At 42.0% G+C, this 16,050-nt stretch carries 13 protein-coding genes and 1 pseudogene; 1 reads left to right on the plus strand and 13 read right to left on the minus strand.

The genetic code is table 11. The annotated features are described in order from the left end of the window. Positions 1 to 91: 91 nt before the first annotated feature. The 9 genes and pseudogenes from AC3XNE_RS01145 to AC3XNE_RS01185 form a co-directional block, all read right to left on the minus strand. Positions 92 to 880 (minus strand): annotated as a pseudogene (locus AC3XNE_RS01145) (aminotransferase class I/II-fold pyridoxal phosphate-dependent enzyme); the annotation flags it as partial. Between the two features lie 81 nt (positions 881 to 961). Then, positions 962 to 1,822, minus strand: a complete 861-nt coding sequence (locus tag AC3XNE_RS01150) for an arginase family protein (RefSeq protein WP_489832420.1) — start codon at positions 1,820 to 1,822, stop codon at positions 962 to 964. A gap of 498 nt (positions 1,823 to 2,320) precedes the next feature. After that, positions 2,321 to 2,728 carry an OsmC family protein gene (locus AC3XNE_RS01155; protein WP_489832422.1) on the minus strand — a complete coding sequence of 136 codons (408 nt, stop codon included), beginning with the start codon at positions 2,726 to 2,728 and terminating at the stop codon, positions 2,321 to 2,323. Positions 2,729 to 2,747: 19 nt separating this feature from the next. Continuing rightward, positions 2,748 to 3,509: a hypothetical protein gene (locus tag AC3XNE_RS01160; protein ID WP_489832423.1), complete on the minus strand. Its 762-nt coding sequence runs from the start codon at positions 3,507 to 3,509 to the stop codon at positions 2,748 to 2,750. Positions 3,510 to 3,550: 41 nt separating this feature from the next. Beyond that, on the minus strand, positions 3,551 to 4,378 hold the full coding sequence (locus AC3XNE_RS01165) for an exodeoxyribonuclease III (protein WP_489832424.1): 828 nt from the start codon (positions 4,376 to 4,378) through the stop codon (positions 3,551 to 3,553). 207 nt (positions 4,379 to 4,585) lie between these two features. Further along, positions 4,586 to 5,542, minus strand: coding sequence for an endonuclease/exonuclease/phosphatase family protein (locus tag AC3XNE_RS01170; RefSeq protein WP_489832425.1), 957 nt, complete (start codon positions 5,540 to 5,542; stop codon positions 4,586 to 4,588). Positions 5,543 to 5,761: 219 nt separating this feature from the next. Continuing rightward, complete coding sequence (locus AC3XNE_RS01175) at positions 5,762 to 7,870, minus strand: hypothetical protein (protein WP_489832426.1); 2,109 nt, start codon at positions 7,868 to 7,870, stop codon at positions 5,762 to 5,764. A gap of 135 nt (positions 7,871 to 8,005) precedes the next feature. Next, positions 8,006 to 10,093: a carbohydrate-binding protein gene (locus tag AC3XNE_RS01180; protein ID WP_489832427.1), complete on the minus strand. Its 2,088-nt coding sequence runs from the start codon at positions 10,091 to 10,093 to the stop codon at positions 8,006 to 8,008. Positions 10,094 to 10,210: 117 nt separating this feature from the next. After that, complete coding sequence (locus AC3XNE_RS01185) at positions 10,211 to 11,863, minus strand: carboxylesterase family protein (RefSeq protein WP_489832428.1); 1,653 nt, start codon at positions 11,861 to 11,863, stop codon at positions 10,211 to 10,213. Positions 11,864 to 12,233: 370 nt separating this feature from the next. Between AC3XNE_RS01185 and AC3XNE_RS01190 the strand changes: the two genes are divergently transcribed. Further along, entirely contained in the window at positions 12,234 to 13,382 is a 1,149-nt protein-coding gene (locus AC3XNE_RS01190) for an efflux RND transporter periplasmic adaptor subunit (protein WP_489832429.1), read from the plus strand. A gap of 80 nt (positions 13,383 to 13,462) precedes the next feature. Here the strand turns inward: AC3XNE_RS01190 and AC3XNE_RS01195 are convergent, their stop codons facing one another. Genes AC3XNE_RS01195 through agaB form a run of 4 tightly spaced genes read right to left on the minus strand, consistent with a single transcriptional unit; the run spans position 13,463 to position 15,979 of the window. After that, positions 13,463 to 13,891: a PTS sugar transporter subunit IIA gene (locus AC3XNE_RS01195; protein WP_489832430.1), complete on the minus strand. Its 429-nt coding sequence runs from the start codon at positions 13,889 to 13,891 to the stop codon at positions 13,463 to 13,465. After that, entirely contained in the window at positions 13,891 to 14,700 is an 810-nt protein-coding gene (gene agaD, locus AC3XNE_RS01200) for a PTS galactosamine transporter subunit IID (RefSeq protein ID WP_489832431.1), read from the minus strand. Before agaD ends, AC3XNE_RS01195 begins: the two co-directional genes overlap by 1 nt. Then, a complete protein-coding gene (gene agaC / locus AC3XNE_RS01205; RefSeq protein WP_489832432.1) occupies positions 14,690 to 15,496 on the minus strand; it encodes a PTS galactosamine transporter subunit IIC in 807 nt (268 codons plus the stop codon). Before agaC ends, agaD begins: the two co-directional genes overlap by 11 nt. Then, on the minus strand, positions 15,497 to 15,979 hold the full coding sequence (gene agaB / locus AC3XNE_RS01210; RefSeq protein ID WP_489832433.1) for a PTS galactosamine transporter subunit IIB: 483 nt from the start codon (positions 15,977 to 15,979) through the stop codon (positions 15,497 to 15,499). Between the last annotated feature and the right edge of the window lie 71 nt (positions 15,980 to 16,050).

Here is a 16,050-nt window from a genome sequence, read left to right on the forward strand (position 1 = left end):
TGTTTAAGTCACTTAAGAGTCTAACCTTGTTGGGCTTTTTTTGTAAAATTTTGTACTAAATAGTTGAATGTTACGAACTAGCACCACGCGTTGCCAAAGTATCATTCAGGACACCTGCGCTGATCATAGTATAGTCACGGTATTTGCGAAAAATATCACTGGTAGCTTCGTTTGCTATGATCCAGCCAACACGTAAGCCAGGAAAGGACCAATTTTTGGAAAGCGAATCAACGGCAATCCCTTTGTCATACAAATCAACGATTGAAACATAGTCATCGTCTTTAGCCAAAGGATGGTAAACCTCATCAACTAAGACATATGCCCCGATCTTATCGGCAATTTCAACTACTTTTTGAAAAAAATCGTGTGACAGCAACGTACCCGTTGGATTGTTGGCATTATTAAGGCAGATCATTTTGGTCTGCGGTTCGACCAAATGTTCCAACTCATGCAGATCCAAAGACCAACCGCCATCTGGATCCAAATGCCAATAATCAACTCGAGCGCCCAATGATACAGGAATATCGTAAATCTGTTGGTATGAAGGGTACTCACTGATAATATGATCACCTGGTTCGACCAGGGAATAAAACGCCAAATGATTGGCGCCTGATGCACCGTTAGTTTGCAATACTTGTTGAGGCGAAACATTTTGATAGAGCTTGGCCACTGCATCTTTAAATTGAGGCGAGCCCTCGATCCAACCATAATCCAAGTTCAAATTACTGATTCGTGCCAAAAAATCGCTAAGATCATCGCCACACAGTTCAAATAATTCATTCAGGTTCATTGAGGAGATCGTACTTTGTGAGATATCATACCTGGCCTTTTTCTCCTGTTCATTCAGCCACATCTCAACTCCGAAGTCCCTAATTTTCAAAATGTCCACCTCCTTATTCACCAGTTTGGCGGCAGAACTTCACTGATAACTTATTTCAAGCCATGTCCTATTGATCTAAGATCACTTAAAAATCGCCAAATCTGCCAAGCCGTGACGTAAGCGTAAAGCATCCCATGGCATATGTTCGGCTAGAGTTAATCCAACAATATCTGCTGTCTTTGATACATCACCTAATAGACGGAAAACTTCATCTAATTTCAACGTTCCGATCGCAGCATCGAAGTTGCGTCGGTCAAGCCCCGGCTCTGCGGGTAAGATCGCATGAAAATCACTTGGTTCTAGGACATCGAGGTCAAAATGGATCACGACTTTAGTAAAGCCCTGTTGTTTGATCCAATTTGTCACTGGCGAGCTTTCCTGGTGTAATCTATCAGGAGTAACATAGCTTAGACCCAATTCAGTGACAGCCGCGTCCATCGTCCTCAACTGGTCATGACGCAATCCTGCCAACAAAATATCCTCAGCCTGATAAGGGTTCTTGATCAATTCATTAAATTCTGGGGCTCCATGGCCGATCAAGTTAGACAAAGCCATTTCATGAAGGTGTTGTGAAGTACTTTCAGTAGCAACATCCGGATGTGCATCCAACCAGATCAAGCCCAGTTTAGAAGGATATTTGCCATGCAAATAATCAAAAGGTGCCTCGGACACGCTGCAATCACCACCCAAAGTTAAGACTTTTAGTGGATCCTTAGCTGCCAAAATATCATAAGTAGCTTGAATTTGCTCTTTTAGAGTCTCACCGGCATCGACTTGCCCGTCGCCTTTTACTTCGGAACTGACAGGACTAAAAATCGTTTCTGTTTCAGCGGAATAACTTGGCGGTACGATGTGTGACAAAAGTCGCGCACCGAAACTATAATTTTCGTTCATACCTCCTTGCCATTGCTCGTTGACTAATCTAACAGTTTTTACAGTCATAATATTAACCTCCAAAAACAAACAGAGCGCAATGAGACGTCTAAGTCCGATAAGCTGGATCTCTTGTCTCGTGAAGCTCGACTATGAACATCGCTCTGCCAAACAAAACACAATTTATTTTCCACATAAACTAATATTTGAATTAGTTTATCCAAATTCGTTGTATCGTTTTCACTCCGATTTTCCAAACAAAAACATAAGGTGGTACTTCAATGGAGTCTGACATGGGCTGGATATCCTCACTTATATTTACAATCTTAACAGGTGCTGTGATCGTTGGCCTGTTCAGCGGTCCGGCCACACGTTTCTTGCCTGCTTCCAACAAAAATCGACTAAACAGCCGGTAAGAAAATTTAGTAAAAAGAGTTAGGGACTCTGTGCTACATAAGTGACGAAAAAAACGGACTGCAGAAATTGATTTTTGATTTCTGCAGTCCATTTTTTATCGAGGCTAGTTTTGTACCAGTCCTTTTCTACATTGCTATTTTTACAAACGTTCTAATCTACAAAAACCGCACTTTCTGTCACTTCAACTTTAGGAGCTAAAGTTTGCATTACCGGACAGTGGCGATTGATCAAGCGCAAACAGCTTTTTGCTTTCTTTTGAAATTCTTCGTCTACCTGTAAGTAAAATGTGATCTCGATCTTGTTGATTGGACGGGCTTGATTGTTAACTTCATCTCTTGTATAAACCACTTGTGCTTTTTGCATCTTAAAGGGCACTCGAGAATGCTCAAGGATATCCTGGTAAACATAGCCACCACAACATGCAGTGGCAGCCGCAACCATTTGAACCGGAGAATATCCCTTATCTGCCTTTAAAATCCAATTTTCAGGTTCGTGAGGTAATTCAAAATTTCCCTGATTGGCTGTAAGTTCTAATTGTTTGACATTATCTGTGCTCATTACTATTCCTCCAACTCAATTAATTTCCAGTTATCTGTCTATTATAGCAAAAATCATGTATTTCCTTTTTTAGCGAACCAAAATTAGTCGCAAATTGTTCTTTCCGGTGTCCATTAACTCCTGACGGATGCGGAAATCCCGTTGCAATTTGACATCGATCCAGTTCCCCATGTTCTCGTAGTTTCAGCAAGACTTCTTCGACAGCCTTGCCTAGTGGGATCATTAAAAGTGGATGATCAAATTCACGCACCTCTTCCAAAAAATAAGTTCGCACATAATCCGTTAACAACTGATCTTTTAATATTTTCGGTCCAGATCCCGAATAATTCTTACCTGCTTTGAAAATAGGGAATTTGATCAATGAAGTTGTATGCAACAAGAAATCTTGGTCGGCAAACAGCTCAGCACTCGATGCCAACCCTAAACACTCATGAACACCTAGCTGATCAAGCATCTCGACCAAATTTCTGCGCATCCCACCAGCAAAACGGCTTGCGCGTTTGCACCTAAGCAAGCGCTGTTTCATGTCCAAATTTAGATTATCGCGATAAGTATGAAAGGCTAACTCTGTTTGCGTCCACCCCGGACAAATACCCACGATCATTATCCGTGCCTGACGTTGAACATATAAATTATGCGGTGCGAAGTAGATCTGCAGACGTTCATTTTGATCAAGTAAAAATTGCTTCGTTAATAACTCCTGCCTGGAATAACGTCCCTCTTTTTTGACAGGTAACTTAGCGATCTCATTTAAATAGCCTGTCAGATCAGCTTTTTTCATTCCATTTTTCCTCCTAGAACATACCACTTCACAAATATTGCTTAAAGGTCGATCTCTAAGTAGATCGGTGTATGGTCTTGTCTGGTACCCGAGTCTATCATTTCAGACTTGACTACCTTGTCTTTGATCCGCTCGCTCACTAAATAGTAATCGATCCTCCAGCCTGAATTATTTGTCTTACTGGTCTTAACACGTTGAGCCCACCATGAATAGGCACCTTCAACATTGCCATGCATCACACGGAAAGTGTCAGCAAATCCGTGCGACAAAAGTTGGGTAAAGTCAGCTCGCTCTTCGTCAGTAAAACCCGCAGAATGATGGTTGCGATCCGGATGTGCGAGGTCGATCTCTTGATGAGCGCAGTTAAAATCGCCCGAGGTAATGACCGGCTTTTGTTGATCTAATGCCAGCAAGTACTCGGCATATTTTTGATCCCAGACTTGGCGATCATCCAAACGGTCCAACTTATTCCCTGAATTAGGAGTATAGACCTGAGTGACAAAGCAATTGTCCAATTCAAGCGTGGTGACCCGCCCTTCTTGATCCATCGTTGCCGGTGCACCGATCTCGGGGTACGTGACAGTTGGTTCTAGGGACTTTTTATAAATAAACATCGTGCCTGCATAAGATTTACGTGCAGGTTCCTCCGAACTACGCCAAGCAATGGAATGTTTAGGAAAAAAGTCATTTAAAATTTCCAGATGTTTTTTAGTCGGTCCCTTGGCAGAAAGCTTTGTTTCCTGAATGGCGATCACATCGGCATCATAGTCGGCGATAGTTTGCAAAACATCTCTTGATAAAAGTGCCCGGTTCGAATCACTAGTCAAAGCTGCATTTAAAGAATCAATATTCCACGAAATTAGTTTCACGTTTTTTTCTCCTTTAGCATTCAAATTTATTGTCACTGATTACTATAACACGAAATAATGGCGTAAAATATATTTGAAGAACTATGCACCTTCTTGTCGCTAATAAAATACTACATTACCTTCTGGCTCACGGCCACAAAAAGCCCCCCCCTGCATACTTCAATGCAGAAAGGCCAATAGTTATGAAGTTTAATTTTCGAATTTTTCTTAGTACTCCGTCAAAGTCATTTTTTCAACAAATGGCAAATGATCACTTAACAAAGGCCAGTTGATCTTTTCTTGTTCTTTCGCGCTTGATGGTAGGCAAGAATTATTTACGCGCCATTTCTGTGATGAAGAAGTCAAAATATGATCATAATCCACTGTTGGGTTCATTGCCGGCCAACTTCTATAATCAGTACGCTTAGGATCTCTTTGTTCAGTCCACATGTTGGTTAATTTTTGCATAGTCGGATCTTTAGATGAAGCGTTGAAATCGCCCATCGCAATGATCGTAGCCCCCACAATATTCGGAAATTTATTTTTGACTTTATCTGCCAAATCATCGTTAAGCAGTTCATTTAATTGATCCATTTGCTTGGAGCGGATCTTTCCGTCGACCTGGTAGGCAGTATGGACATTGACAAAATAAACAGGGCGTTTGAAATTAGGAACCTTTACTTTAGCTATTATCATCTGTCTTTGTTCCTCTTTACCCGAATACAATTTGTAGGCGCCAACTTTTTGGATCGGATATTTAGACAAGATCGCAGTTCCATATGTCCCGCCACTTGTCTTAATAGTCGGATGATAATAATAATGTTTCATTCCTGAATACTTTGAAAGCATCTTAGTAACATTGTAATTATGATTTCTCTTCGTTCCCTTATCCACCTCTTGTAACCCAATAAAATCAGCATTCAATGTTTTAACTGCTTTACCAACTTTTTTCGGTTTGATTTGATGATCATGTAATCCGCTCGCTATATTATATGTACCAACAGTTAAACTAGGGTTATCAGACTTAATAACTTCATTCTTATTTTGATATTGATATTCCAAAAAATCTTTCCCACCGTATGTGCCAGCAGCATGTGCACTTTTATTGGAAGTTAAAAAAACGCCGCCACATGTTGCAATTAAAACAAGCGCAGATGCAATTAAGTATTCTTTGATCTTACCCATCGTAAAGTCCTCCTTTGTATTTTACCTAGCTTCAAAACGATCCACCAAATTTGTCTTCAGACAATTATCATTTGCAAAGGCTTGATCCAAGTATAAAGAAATAAAATTTGCTTGTAAAGCGCTTTCCACAAAAGAAAAAAGCTGCCTTTTCTAATATTAGAAATAGACAGCTTGCAGTTAATTCCCACTTATTTAAATCAAACAACTTGTGTTTTATAATTATTCTACTTTACCGTTTTGATATTTGGTAATAAAGTGTTTTTGTCCGTCAGTCGTGCTGCCGCCATGACCATTGATAACATTGTCGATACTGCCATCGCCAGCAAATGTCTTCGTTGCTGCATGGTTAACGATCACGCCCGGTGCATCAGGTACCTCGATCGAATTTTCTTCCTGGATCTTAGCACCGTTAGTCATCGTGAACACGCCATAAACTCCTGAGCCGGTAAATTCATGCCGTTTAACATGATCAGCAACTTTATAGGAAGCATAGCCATTAACCTTTCCGCCATGACTCATCCAGTCAGATTGTTTTTGAACATCGTATGGTGTCTCACTTTGGTAGAAATATGTGCGCCCATTTTCACCGTTCCACAATACTTGCTCTTTTTGGCCGTGCTCTGAAAAGAGTCCGTACATCGTGACATTGCTACCGTTGACGACCAAACCATTTTTCATCTCATTTTTCGTCCAGCCAATGTGTGAGCCGTGATCACCACGCCAGATCCACATATCATCACCGATCACATTATCACTATTAATTTCCACAGCCTTGTTGACTTTCGGGACCTGTGTGGTATTTGGTCCACCGACCCTAACAAAAATGTCAGACAGTAAAGTCTGGTTTGCTCGAGAACTAAAGTGACGGCCGTACTTATCGCCAATTTGAACTAAGTTATCTGACTGGCTGCCTTGGTCAACGATCAATCCTGCTAAGGTGACACCAGCAACGTTGCCGACCTTGATCGCACCGTGTCGATTGTCGCTTTGTAAGGTTGCCATACCAGTACCCAAGATGATCGTATTCGGTCGATCGACCCGCAGTGGTTTGTTCAAATGATAAACACCTGGTGTAAAGAGAACGTTCTTACTGCGCCTGATCGCTGCATTGATACTGTCAGCATTATCACGCTCAGAGCGAGCAATATAGAACCGACTCAACAGATCCATGGAACGGCCCGGTCCCATCGAATGTTCAGTCCATGAAGTTCCTTTGGCCTTTCTTCTTTGCGCGGGCACAAAGACTTGATAGCGATTATTTTGTCCCATGTACAAAAATGGCTTTTCTTTGATCACAGGAGTTGTCGGCACATTTGAAACAGAACCTGTCTTAGACCACTTAGTAGTCGGCGCATTCAAATCTCCCTGCATCGTAAAGTTATAGCTGCCATCACCGTTATACCACTTGTTATTCAGGTTGGTATTACGTACGTAATACTGTTGTTGAGACATCGAACCGATTTTTTGCTTGAAATTTGAATCAGCGATATAACCGCCACTAGCCCAACCTGATTTCCAATCGAGTTGTGTTGTTCTGTCCACTTCCATCCGGCGGATCGGTGTCGCCTGTGAGGTTGCATAATTAAATTGACCTTGCACGCCCGATTGCGGTTTGTTATTTGTCAAGTGAACATTTTCGATCCCAGTCCAAAAGTTTTGAGTTGCGTTATTATTTTCATCTTTCATGTAATTCTCGACCAAAATATTAGGGAGGTCTGTTTGCGTTGGAGTCCGGCCTAAACCATTGATCGTTGTATAATAACCCATTTCGTAAGCGTGATTAGGATCTGCTTGGTCATACTTGCCTGGCATAAAATAAAAGCCATAACGTGAATTATTAAACTGCGAGGTATCAGGACTCTTTTGTTTGCCAAACGCCTCCTTGATGGTGGCATTGATTTTTTGATTATCGTCATTTGGATTAAAGACCTTCATATTATTACCGAAGATCTGTTTGTTAAATGAAGTCTGGACCTCGCTGCTTTTACCTGTTCGTTTATTAACTGCTTTGATCGTATAGCCCGTTTGATAAACATTCCTGCCTGGATGACGATCGATGAACATCCCATGTGTCGTTGTTCCGATCAAACGTTTATCTGAGGAATAGTCACCACTAGAACGATAAACTTGGTAATATTGGCCGGGCCTAAAATTGGCTTTCCATGTCAAAACAACTCGTGGGCCTTTTTGATTCAACTTAACGTTTTGCACACTTGGAGCCTGCGATTTAGTTGCAGTTTCGTTAGCTTGTACATTCTTAACACCTGCTCCTAAAGCGAAAGTAAGACTTAAAGCCATCGCTGCCTTAACGATTTGTACTTTCTTCATGAATTGTTCCACTCCTTTGTTAAATACCGGCGGGATACAAAATTCCATTGCTGCTCGTAACAAAATGAGCAGCATTTCTTATTAACTTCCGTATCTCAAGAAAAATAAGCTCGGAGACTTGTTAAACTTAACTTATTATTCATGCCAACGATATGTTGCCACGTTTTTGGCAGGGATCGTAGCTAGAAATTGTTTGCCATGATACTGTGCTTTGAACTGCTGTTGTTCGAGCGTTTGGTTCACGGCTACCATGACATAGTTACGCCTGAATTGATCATAGAATACGACGTTTGTGATCGAATCTTTTGAACCATATGTTGAACTTACCAGTTTCATTCCCGGACGGATATACCTGCCGAACTGCCCCATCATGTAATATTCTGGAGTGATCCAGTAGTTGCGACTAGCAGGATCTTTGATCAATAACGTTGGATCGACCTTCCAAGGGAATTTAGTTGGACTAGTATTACTATCAAGCATCGTTACCCATGAATTATAACTTTCGGCGCCATTTCTGAAGTACTGTAAGATCCGGTCTGCACCCTTAGTGCCCCACACAGAACGTTCGGTCAAATTGACCGAAAAACCTGGGATCTGATTTTGAAACTTCTGCTTCACAGTATTCATCACTGAAGGCTCGCCGTCATAATCGTGGAAGGCGGTCCCACTGATCGCACGTTTGGCTTCAGGGACTTTGGCAAACATCTCATCCATATATGCCTCACCCTTGCTGAAGTTATGATCAAAAGCCCAGATCTTAGGGCGACTGATGCCCATCCGACGCAAAATGTGGCTTTGTGCTGCATATTGCCGGATCTTAACTGCTACTTTACCGCTTTGTTCAGCGTTAACTAACATACTTGGATAAACGGTTTCATTTTGCGGCTCATTTTGCATAGTTAAACCATAGATCTTGATCCCTTTTTTGGCGTATTCTTCAAGGAAACGAACTTCGTAGCGAGCAAGGTTATCGACCATGTCATCCCGCAATTTCCCACCTTTGATCAGAAGGTCGTTCGGTTTGTAACTGTCGCTGCCAGTATTCTTTGTCGGTGCTTTCATCCACCCCGGAGCACTCCATGAAGAAGCAAACAACTTGACCTGCTTTTTAACACCGGCTTTGCGAGCTTCTTGCATTAACTCCTGAATAACATCGATCGTGCCATTTTGCTCGTCTTTTTTAATGGAGAAACCATTTCCTGTCCTGTTATACCAGTCCGGATGAATGTCTTTTGCTGGTGTCTCGGTGTCATAACCTTCCTGATTTCTGTAACCTGCAGGCTTATGATCGTAATAAGTGTAGAAATCGTCACCGGTAAAATCAGAAGTCCCGATACAGATCCTAAACATCGTCATCCCGGCACCATGGACCGGGTCAACTAAATTACGTAAGATCCGCCGTCTTTCAAATGTACTCATTTTAGACAGGTTAGCGATCGTTGAACCTTCCATCGAAGTGCCCATCCCCAAGAATGTTTGCCTCTTTTTTGAAGGATCGATATAGATCGTTGGAACATCAGTCCTGTCGGTCCTAGTTAAATTAAGCGATGCCTTGGGAGTGATCCTGTTTTTCAATGGGGTATCCTGGTTATACCAAATTTGGCTCTGTGATAATTCAGTCGAAGTCATCGTATTACGTACTCCACGGAAACGGACGATCGGACCACGTGCTTTTTTAGTATTTGTGACAGGAGTATAATCGCCTGTCCTTTGCACACTGACCTTGTCTAAATTAAAACCAGACGTGGTGGCCTGGATCCCGATACTATGGACTCCTTTTGTCACGTTGACTTCAGTAGTAACTTCTTTCCATTGATCAGCCTGATCTCCCCAACCACCGGTATAATTACCGGTCAGTGAGTCGACCTTAGTCCCATCAACAGTAACATTAGCGATATCTTTAGTTGTCCCACTCTTACCAACGGCCCACCTGAGAGTGACTTTATACTTACCGTCTTTGGCAAACTTCATTGGATAACCCACTTCGGACGAATTATAAATACCGCCAACATTTTTACCAGCACTCGCAGCGGACTTATTTTCGATCGTAACGTTCGTCTGGTCGATCGCGCTTTCTGCTTCAAACGTGGTAGCGGTCGTTGGATCAACATGTAACAACTTATCAGGTCTGCCAGGTGAAGCGGCATTAGCGGTCGTACCCATAGCTAGTACGGCCCCGAATGTCAGAGTAGTCAAAAGTCTGACTTTTGTTTTGGTATGCATGAGCATTTTCCTCCTTAAATTGCACAACACACTTTCAGTAAAGATGCTGCACTGAACGAAATGGTTAAAAAGTAACCTCTACCTTGTAAAACCGTTAAACTTCTTTTGCTCAGCTGATCACCACCCACTATTTTCTTTTTCAAACCAAGTTTCATTATGATACTCATGATCCAAAGGCTGACTAAACCACCGATCATTCATAACATTCTTGATTAAGTAATTCTTTTCTTGTTGTGATATAGACCGATCTTTACGGATCTTACGCAGAACAGTTTGGTAGGAATAATGCTTACCTGCCATCCAAGACGATACTTTTTGCTGGTCGGCAGTTAGGTGTAAAGTTTGCCGGGAAAGATTATATGGCTGCCACATAGGTTGCTGGTAAGGTCTGTTCAAGGGCTTACCATGCATGAAATTAGCCAAATAAAGTTGGAAGACACTGGCTAATTGGGTAGCACCAGCTGTCTTGTACGCTCCGTTATATGGATCTTGATAACGATCCAACAATCCTGTAAATACCCCGTGATAAGCTCCTAAAAAGCCCATCTCTTTTCCAACAACTGTGGGATCATCCCCAAAACTCATCCGCATCCCATAAATCGGAGCGTGATAACCATGTAACAACATTTTATTTGCAGAATCTTCAACATTAAAACTGCTATAGAGCGGCCCGCCATATTTTTTAATAAAGTTAAACTGCCGTCTTTTCTTGAGATCAGTATAAATAGAACCATCAGCAAAGCTGTTCGAAAAATGCGGATCCCAACTACCAAATGATGAAAACTCATGTGTACCGGTGAACAGAACGACTGGAACATTATTATAGCGATACGTATTATAGCCGTTCTTGGGTAAGACATAGCCATCACGATAGAGATGAGGAAAACCATCCATGCGGATCTGTGCGTCGCCGATCGCTTTTTCAATACGGTCAGCACTCAGGGCATAGAAGTATTTCTTCACGGCTGGATCTTTAGCCAGTAACCATTTTTCTGCACTTTGCTTGTCGGATTTAACACCGTCTTCAACCACTAAAGGTGCAAAGATCTGTGCAAAGCGTTTTTGACTTGGAGCAACTTTAGATGTCGTCATGCCGCCGGAAAAAACTACAGCATGTTGAAATTGTCCTTTAAAGAGCGGCGAGATCAAGGCTGCCATCACATCACGACCACCTGAAGAAAAGCCAGACAAAGTAATGTTACGGCCATTACCACCAAAGTTACCGATGTTTTGTTGGACCCAAGATAAGGCTTGGTGGATGTCCAGCAAACCATAATTGCCGGAATCGTCTTCTGGATCACCGTCTTTTAGCGCCGGTAAGGGATTATAGCCGAGTGCTCCTAGCCGATGATTGATCGAAACAAAAATCATATTGTGAGCGGCAGCGAAAGATGCACCACTAATATCTGCCGCACTTCCTGTTTGATTATTACCACCGTGAATGTAAACCATGACAGGTAAATTTTTGCTGCGATTTTGTGGACGCCAAATGTCAAGCGTCAAAGCATCATCTTCGCTCCCATTCACGGTACCGCTGTTATTTTGAATAGCTTTGCGTGAAACAGTTGCCTGCTTGACCCCCTGCCAAGAAGCCGGTGCTGTCGGCTTTTTCCACCTTTTATCACCAGAAACTTGTCCGCCATAAGGGACACCCTTCCATTGGTCGGTGTTATTTTTTGTAAGTCCCTGAACATCACCATAATTAGTGTGCGCTATCGGTCCATCGTTTGTGGCAGCGTGGATCTGTACCGGCAGCAAAAAAAGAGTCAAGACAGCCACCAGGCACAAAATAAAACATCTTTTATTTCCTTTAAGTATCAAAACAAACTCACTTCCCCATATTCATAATGAAGAACTTTTAAAAACTACAAGCAGACATAATATTTGTATTTTCCTTCATAAAATTCGTAAGCGCTTACACATTGTAGCTTATACCTACCAATTTCATATGTCAAGACATGTTATAGAGATCATTTTCTGTGCCTTTGTTTAATTTAAGACCGTTATATAAAAATATGATCACTGGATCCTATTGAAATAGGGCCCCGTATTGACTATAATTAAGCTTGTTAATGTGAAATTGCTTACAAAAATTTCTAGCTAAAATATTTTGTGATAATTAGTGAATGGGGTCAGAATTGTGGAAAAATTCAAAGAGTTCTTCAAGAAAAACGAAAGATACCTAGCAATCGGTTTTTTGGCAGTTATCATCGTGATCGTTATCAGTTACGCGCTAAGCATTAAACAAAAACAAACCAAAGAAACTACATATGAGATCTATACCGTAAAAAAAACAGCCCCCTACCAGGGAAAAGGCACAGTCAAAAACAATTCTACTTATGTAGCACGCGTACCTAAAGACGCCCAGTTAACTACCACCTTACAACCAGAACAAGCGGTCAAAAAAGGCCAACAACTAGGTACACTTAATTTCCCAGAAAAACAAACTGAATTAAAACAGGTCCAGGCTAAGATCGCTGATCTGCAAAACCAGATCCAAACACAACAAACTAATGCTACTTCACAAAGCAGCAACGAGTACGAAACGGGATCAAGCTTTACGTCCTCTAGTGTTTCACCTGTCTCCGGTGATCCAACACAATCTGAAAGTGAGGCGACTGATAACGAGGCTGCCCAGCAACAAATACAGGCATTACAAGATACCCTTGCTCAAAGCAAACAAGAAGCTGCCCAAGAAAAACTCTCCTCCTTACAAGCAGAACTAAGTGAACAACAAGCTAAAGCAGACGAGCTTTCGAGTCAAGTAGAGTCACAAGAAACCGCGCCGTTTGACGGGATCTTTCAGTTAAAAGAGTTAAAAAACGGGACACGAGAACTGCGGGTTTATGCCGCTGACAAAGTTTTAGAAGCCAGAGTAGCTCAAGATGACTATTCACAAGTCGAGGCTGGCAAGAAGATCAAACTCAAGAATTCCGTAGTCGACACAACACCAGAAAGCAAGATCTCATTTGTCTCAAAACTGCCACTGAAGCAAGCCGGCACAGACAAACCAGCTTACAAATTTTCAGCACCAGTTGACAAAAGCTTTTTAAAAGGGCAAGTAGTCCACTTTAAGGTCCCCCAACCAGGATCACAAATCCCACTGTCAAGCGTGAAAAATAACCAAGTTTATTTAGTACAAGGCGATAAAACGGCACATACAGTCGAAGTTAAAGGAAGAAAGCTAGGCAAAAGCTTCATTGTCAGTGATGGTTTGAAAAAAGGTGATAAGATCATTGTTCATCCAAACAAACACTTACATGACGACGTTAAGATCCACGAAAAATAAGAATTAACTTACAAGTTGTACACAAATAAACCAGGGCCAGTCTTTAACGGCTGTTCCTGGTTTATTTATATATTCTCAAATCAAATACCATCGCTGTCCGGCTCAGAAAGCGGACGTTTCTTTTTGCCCTTAAACTCATTAGTAGCGTTTTGTGTTGCCGTCAACAGCTGCTGAGCAACTTGGTGAGCGTCGGCCTTTTCTTTAAAATTACCCTGTAGTCCGACTTCCATTAACGCTCCGATGTTTCCGCCTGCGATCACAGCGACATCTGAGTATTTTTTAGTCAACAAGACTGCCTGTTTGTAAGGAGTACCACCCATTAAATCACAGAAAAACACAGTGTGCTGGTCTTGTTTTAACTTACTTTCAAACTTTGTTCCAAGTTGTTCCTCAGTCATTTCATCCGTAAAATCAAGGTATGAAACACCAGTTATCTGGCCGGCTAACATTTTAACTGTAGAGGCAAAACCAGAGGCAAAGTTTCCATGTCCAGTTACTATTATTTGCATTATAAGACTCCTAACCAGGAAAGCACGATTGCTAATACGAAAGTTAAAATGATCAAAACGACCGGATTAGCATTTTTCTTCTTTAATAACCAGTACAATAAGAACGTATATCCTAGCGGTAAGATATTCGGAAAAATATTATCGAAAAAGTCCTTTTGAATGGAGATACTGTGTGATGCCGTAACGGAGATCTTGCTTACAACTTTGATCTGAACATAAGTTGCGATCAAACCACCGATCACAGTACAACCTAAAACACTAGCCGCATGGGAAACAATACTGGAATTTTCTCTGATCTTCGAAATGGCTTTTGTACCAGCCGAATACCCGAGTTGAGCCAGCGGGATACGAGCAAAAAACAGTGCCAAAAATACTAAGAAGAATACGAGCGGCCCTAAAAAGCTGCCCTCTTTAGCAAATGAAGCAGTGACCCCAGCAACGATCGGCAAAATAGTAAACCAAGTGATCGCGTCACCGATCCCAGCCAACGGGCCAAACAAGGCGATCCGCAAACCATCGATCGTTGAACGCTCTTCGCCGTTTTCTTCCAGCGATAACAGTAAGCCCATCAGCACAGGTGCCGCGTAATTATTGGTATTCATGAATTGGAGATTAGCTGTCAAAGCGTTGGCTAAGCCCTCTTCATCGTCACCATATATTTTCTTCAAAGCTGGTGCCATCGCAAGCGTCCACCCATCAGCCTGCATTCGCTCATAGTTCATCACCGTCTGCATCAATGGGATCCTTAAGCCGACATTTGCAATATCCTTCTTATTTAACTTATTTCTTACTTGTTTGTCAGATGCCATCGTCGTCGCCTCCATTCAGCGAATTTTCTTTGAGCTCTTTAAATTGCCGGTCACGTTCTTGATCCTTTTTGGCGCGATAATACTCGATCAAGGCTAAGGCAATACCGATCACAGCAACGGGCATTAAATTACCAAATTTAACAAAGCACGCGATCGTGAAACCAATCAACAGATAAGGCACATAGCGGGCTTTAAGCATGCTTTTTAGCAACAAACCAAACCCAACGGCTGGCAAAATTCCACCAGCGATCTCAAAGCCATGACTGAGCCAATCCGGCATCGAATTAACTAAAGCACGCATTGGACCTTGGGCACCGTAAACGCAGAGAAACGTAAAAATTGCATAAGTCACAGCCACGATCAGTGTCGGTACCATAGCTAACCTGCCAAATTTCTTGATATTTGCTTCTTCGGCATACGTATCAAGCTTTTTGGTCAAAACGGAAAAGGCAGAATAGTAAAAGAGAATAATATACTGCATCAAAATGCTAAACGGGAGCGACAAACCAATGGCCGCAGCGGGACTATGACTAGTAGTATGTGCTAAAACAACAGTCATGATCCCTGCCATGATTGGATTCGGCGGCTGCGTCCCACCAACAGGAGTAAGTCCAGCGAAAGCTAATTCAGTCAGACCACCAGCAATGATCCCAGTAGTCGTGTCGCCCAAAATGATCCCAGTAACGGTACACACGATCATCGGACGAAAAATATAAAGACCTTCTAGCCAAAAATCGATCCCGGCTAGCAACGCGAAAATAGAAATGATAATACCTTGCGAGAGGGTAACTGTCATTTAAAACATCCCCTTAATGTTTTGTTTTTTATCTTCCGGAACGTCTTGAATAAATACCTCAACACCATGGTCCGTCAACGCCGTCAGAGATTTTTTGTCCTCTTCGTCGACATAGACCTTTTTTGTAAGTCGTTCTTTACCCTTAGTAAAGTGCATGTTTCCAACATTAACTTGCTGAAGCGGCACTCCTCCTTCCACTAATTTCAAAGCATCTTGCGGTGTTCGCACAACAATAAATATTTTTTGCCGATCAGCAGCCTTGTGAATGTTGTCGATCGTTTTTTGCACAGTCCAAAATCTGATCCCAACGCCAGAAGACTCCGCGGTAGCCTCCATCAATTCTTGCTGCAACTCATCTTCAGCCGTCTGATCATTAACGACCAATAACAAATTGGCTCCCACCGAACTCGTCCACACAACACCAACTTGTCCGTGCACCAAACGATTGTCGATCCTTGTCAACACAATATGGGGTGTACTCATAAAGATTCCTTCTTTCCTTAATTTAATATAATTATAGTGCAACGAATTACATATACCAAACAGTATCTGAA

It is taken from the genome of Ligilactobacillus sp. JN-6 (Y).1 (assembly GCF_058111525.1).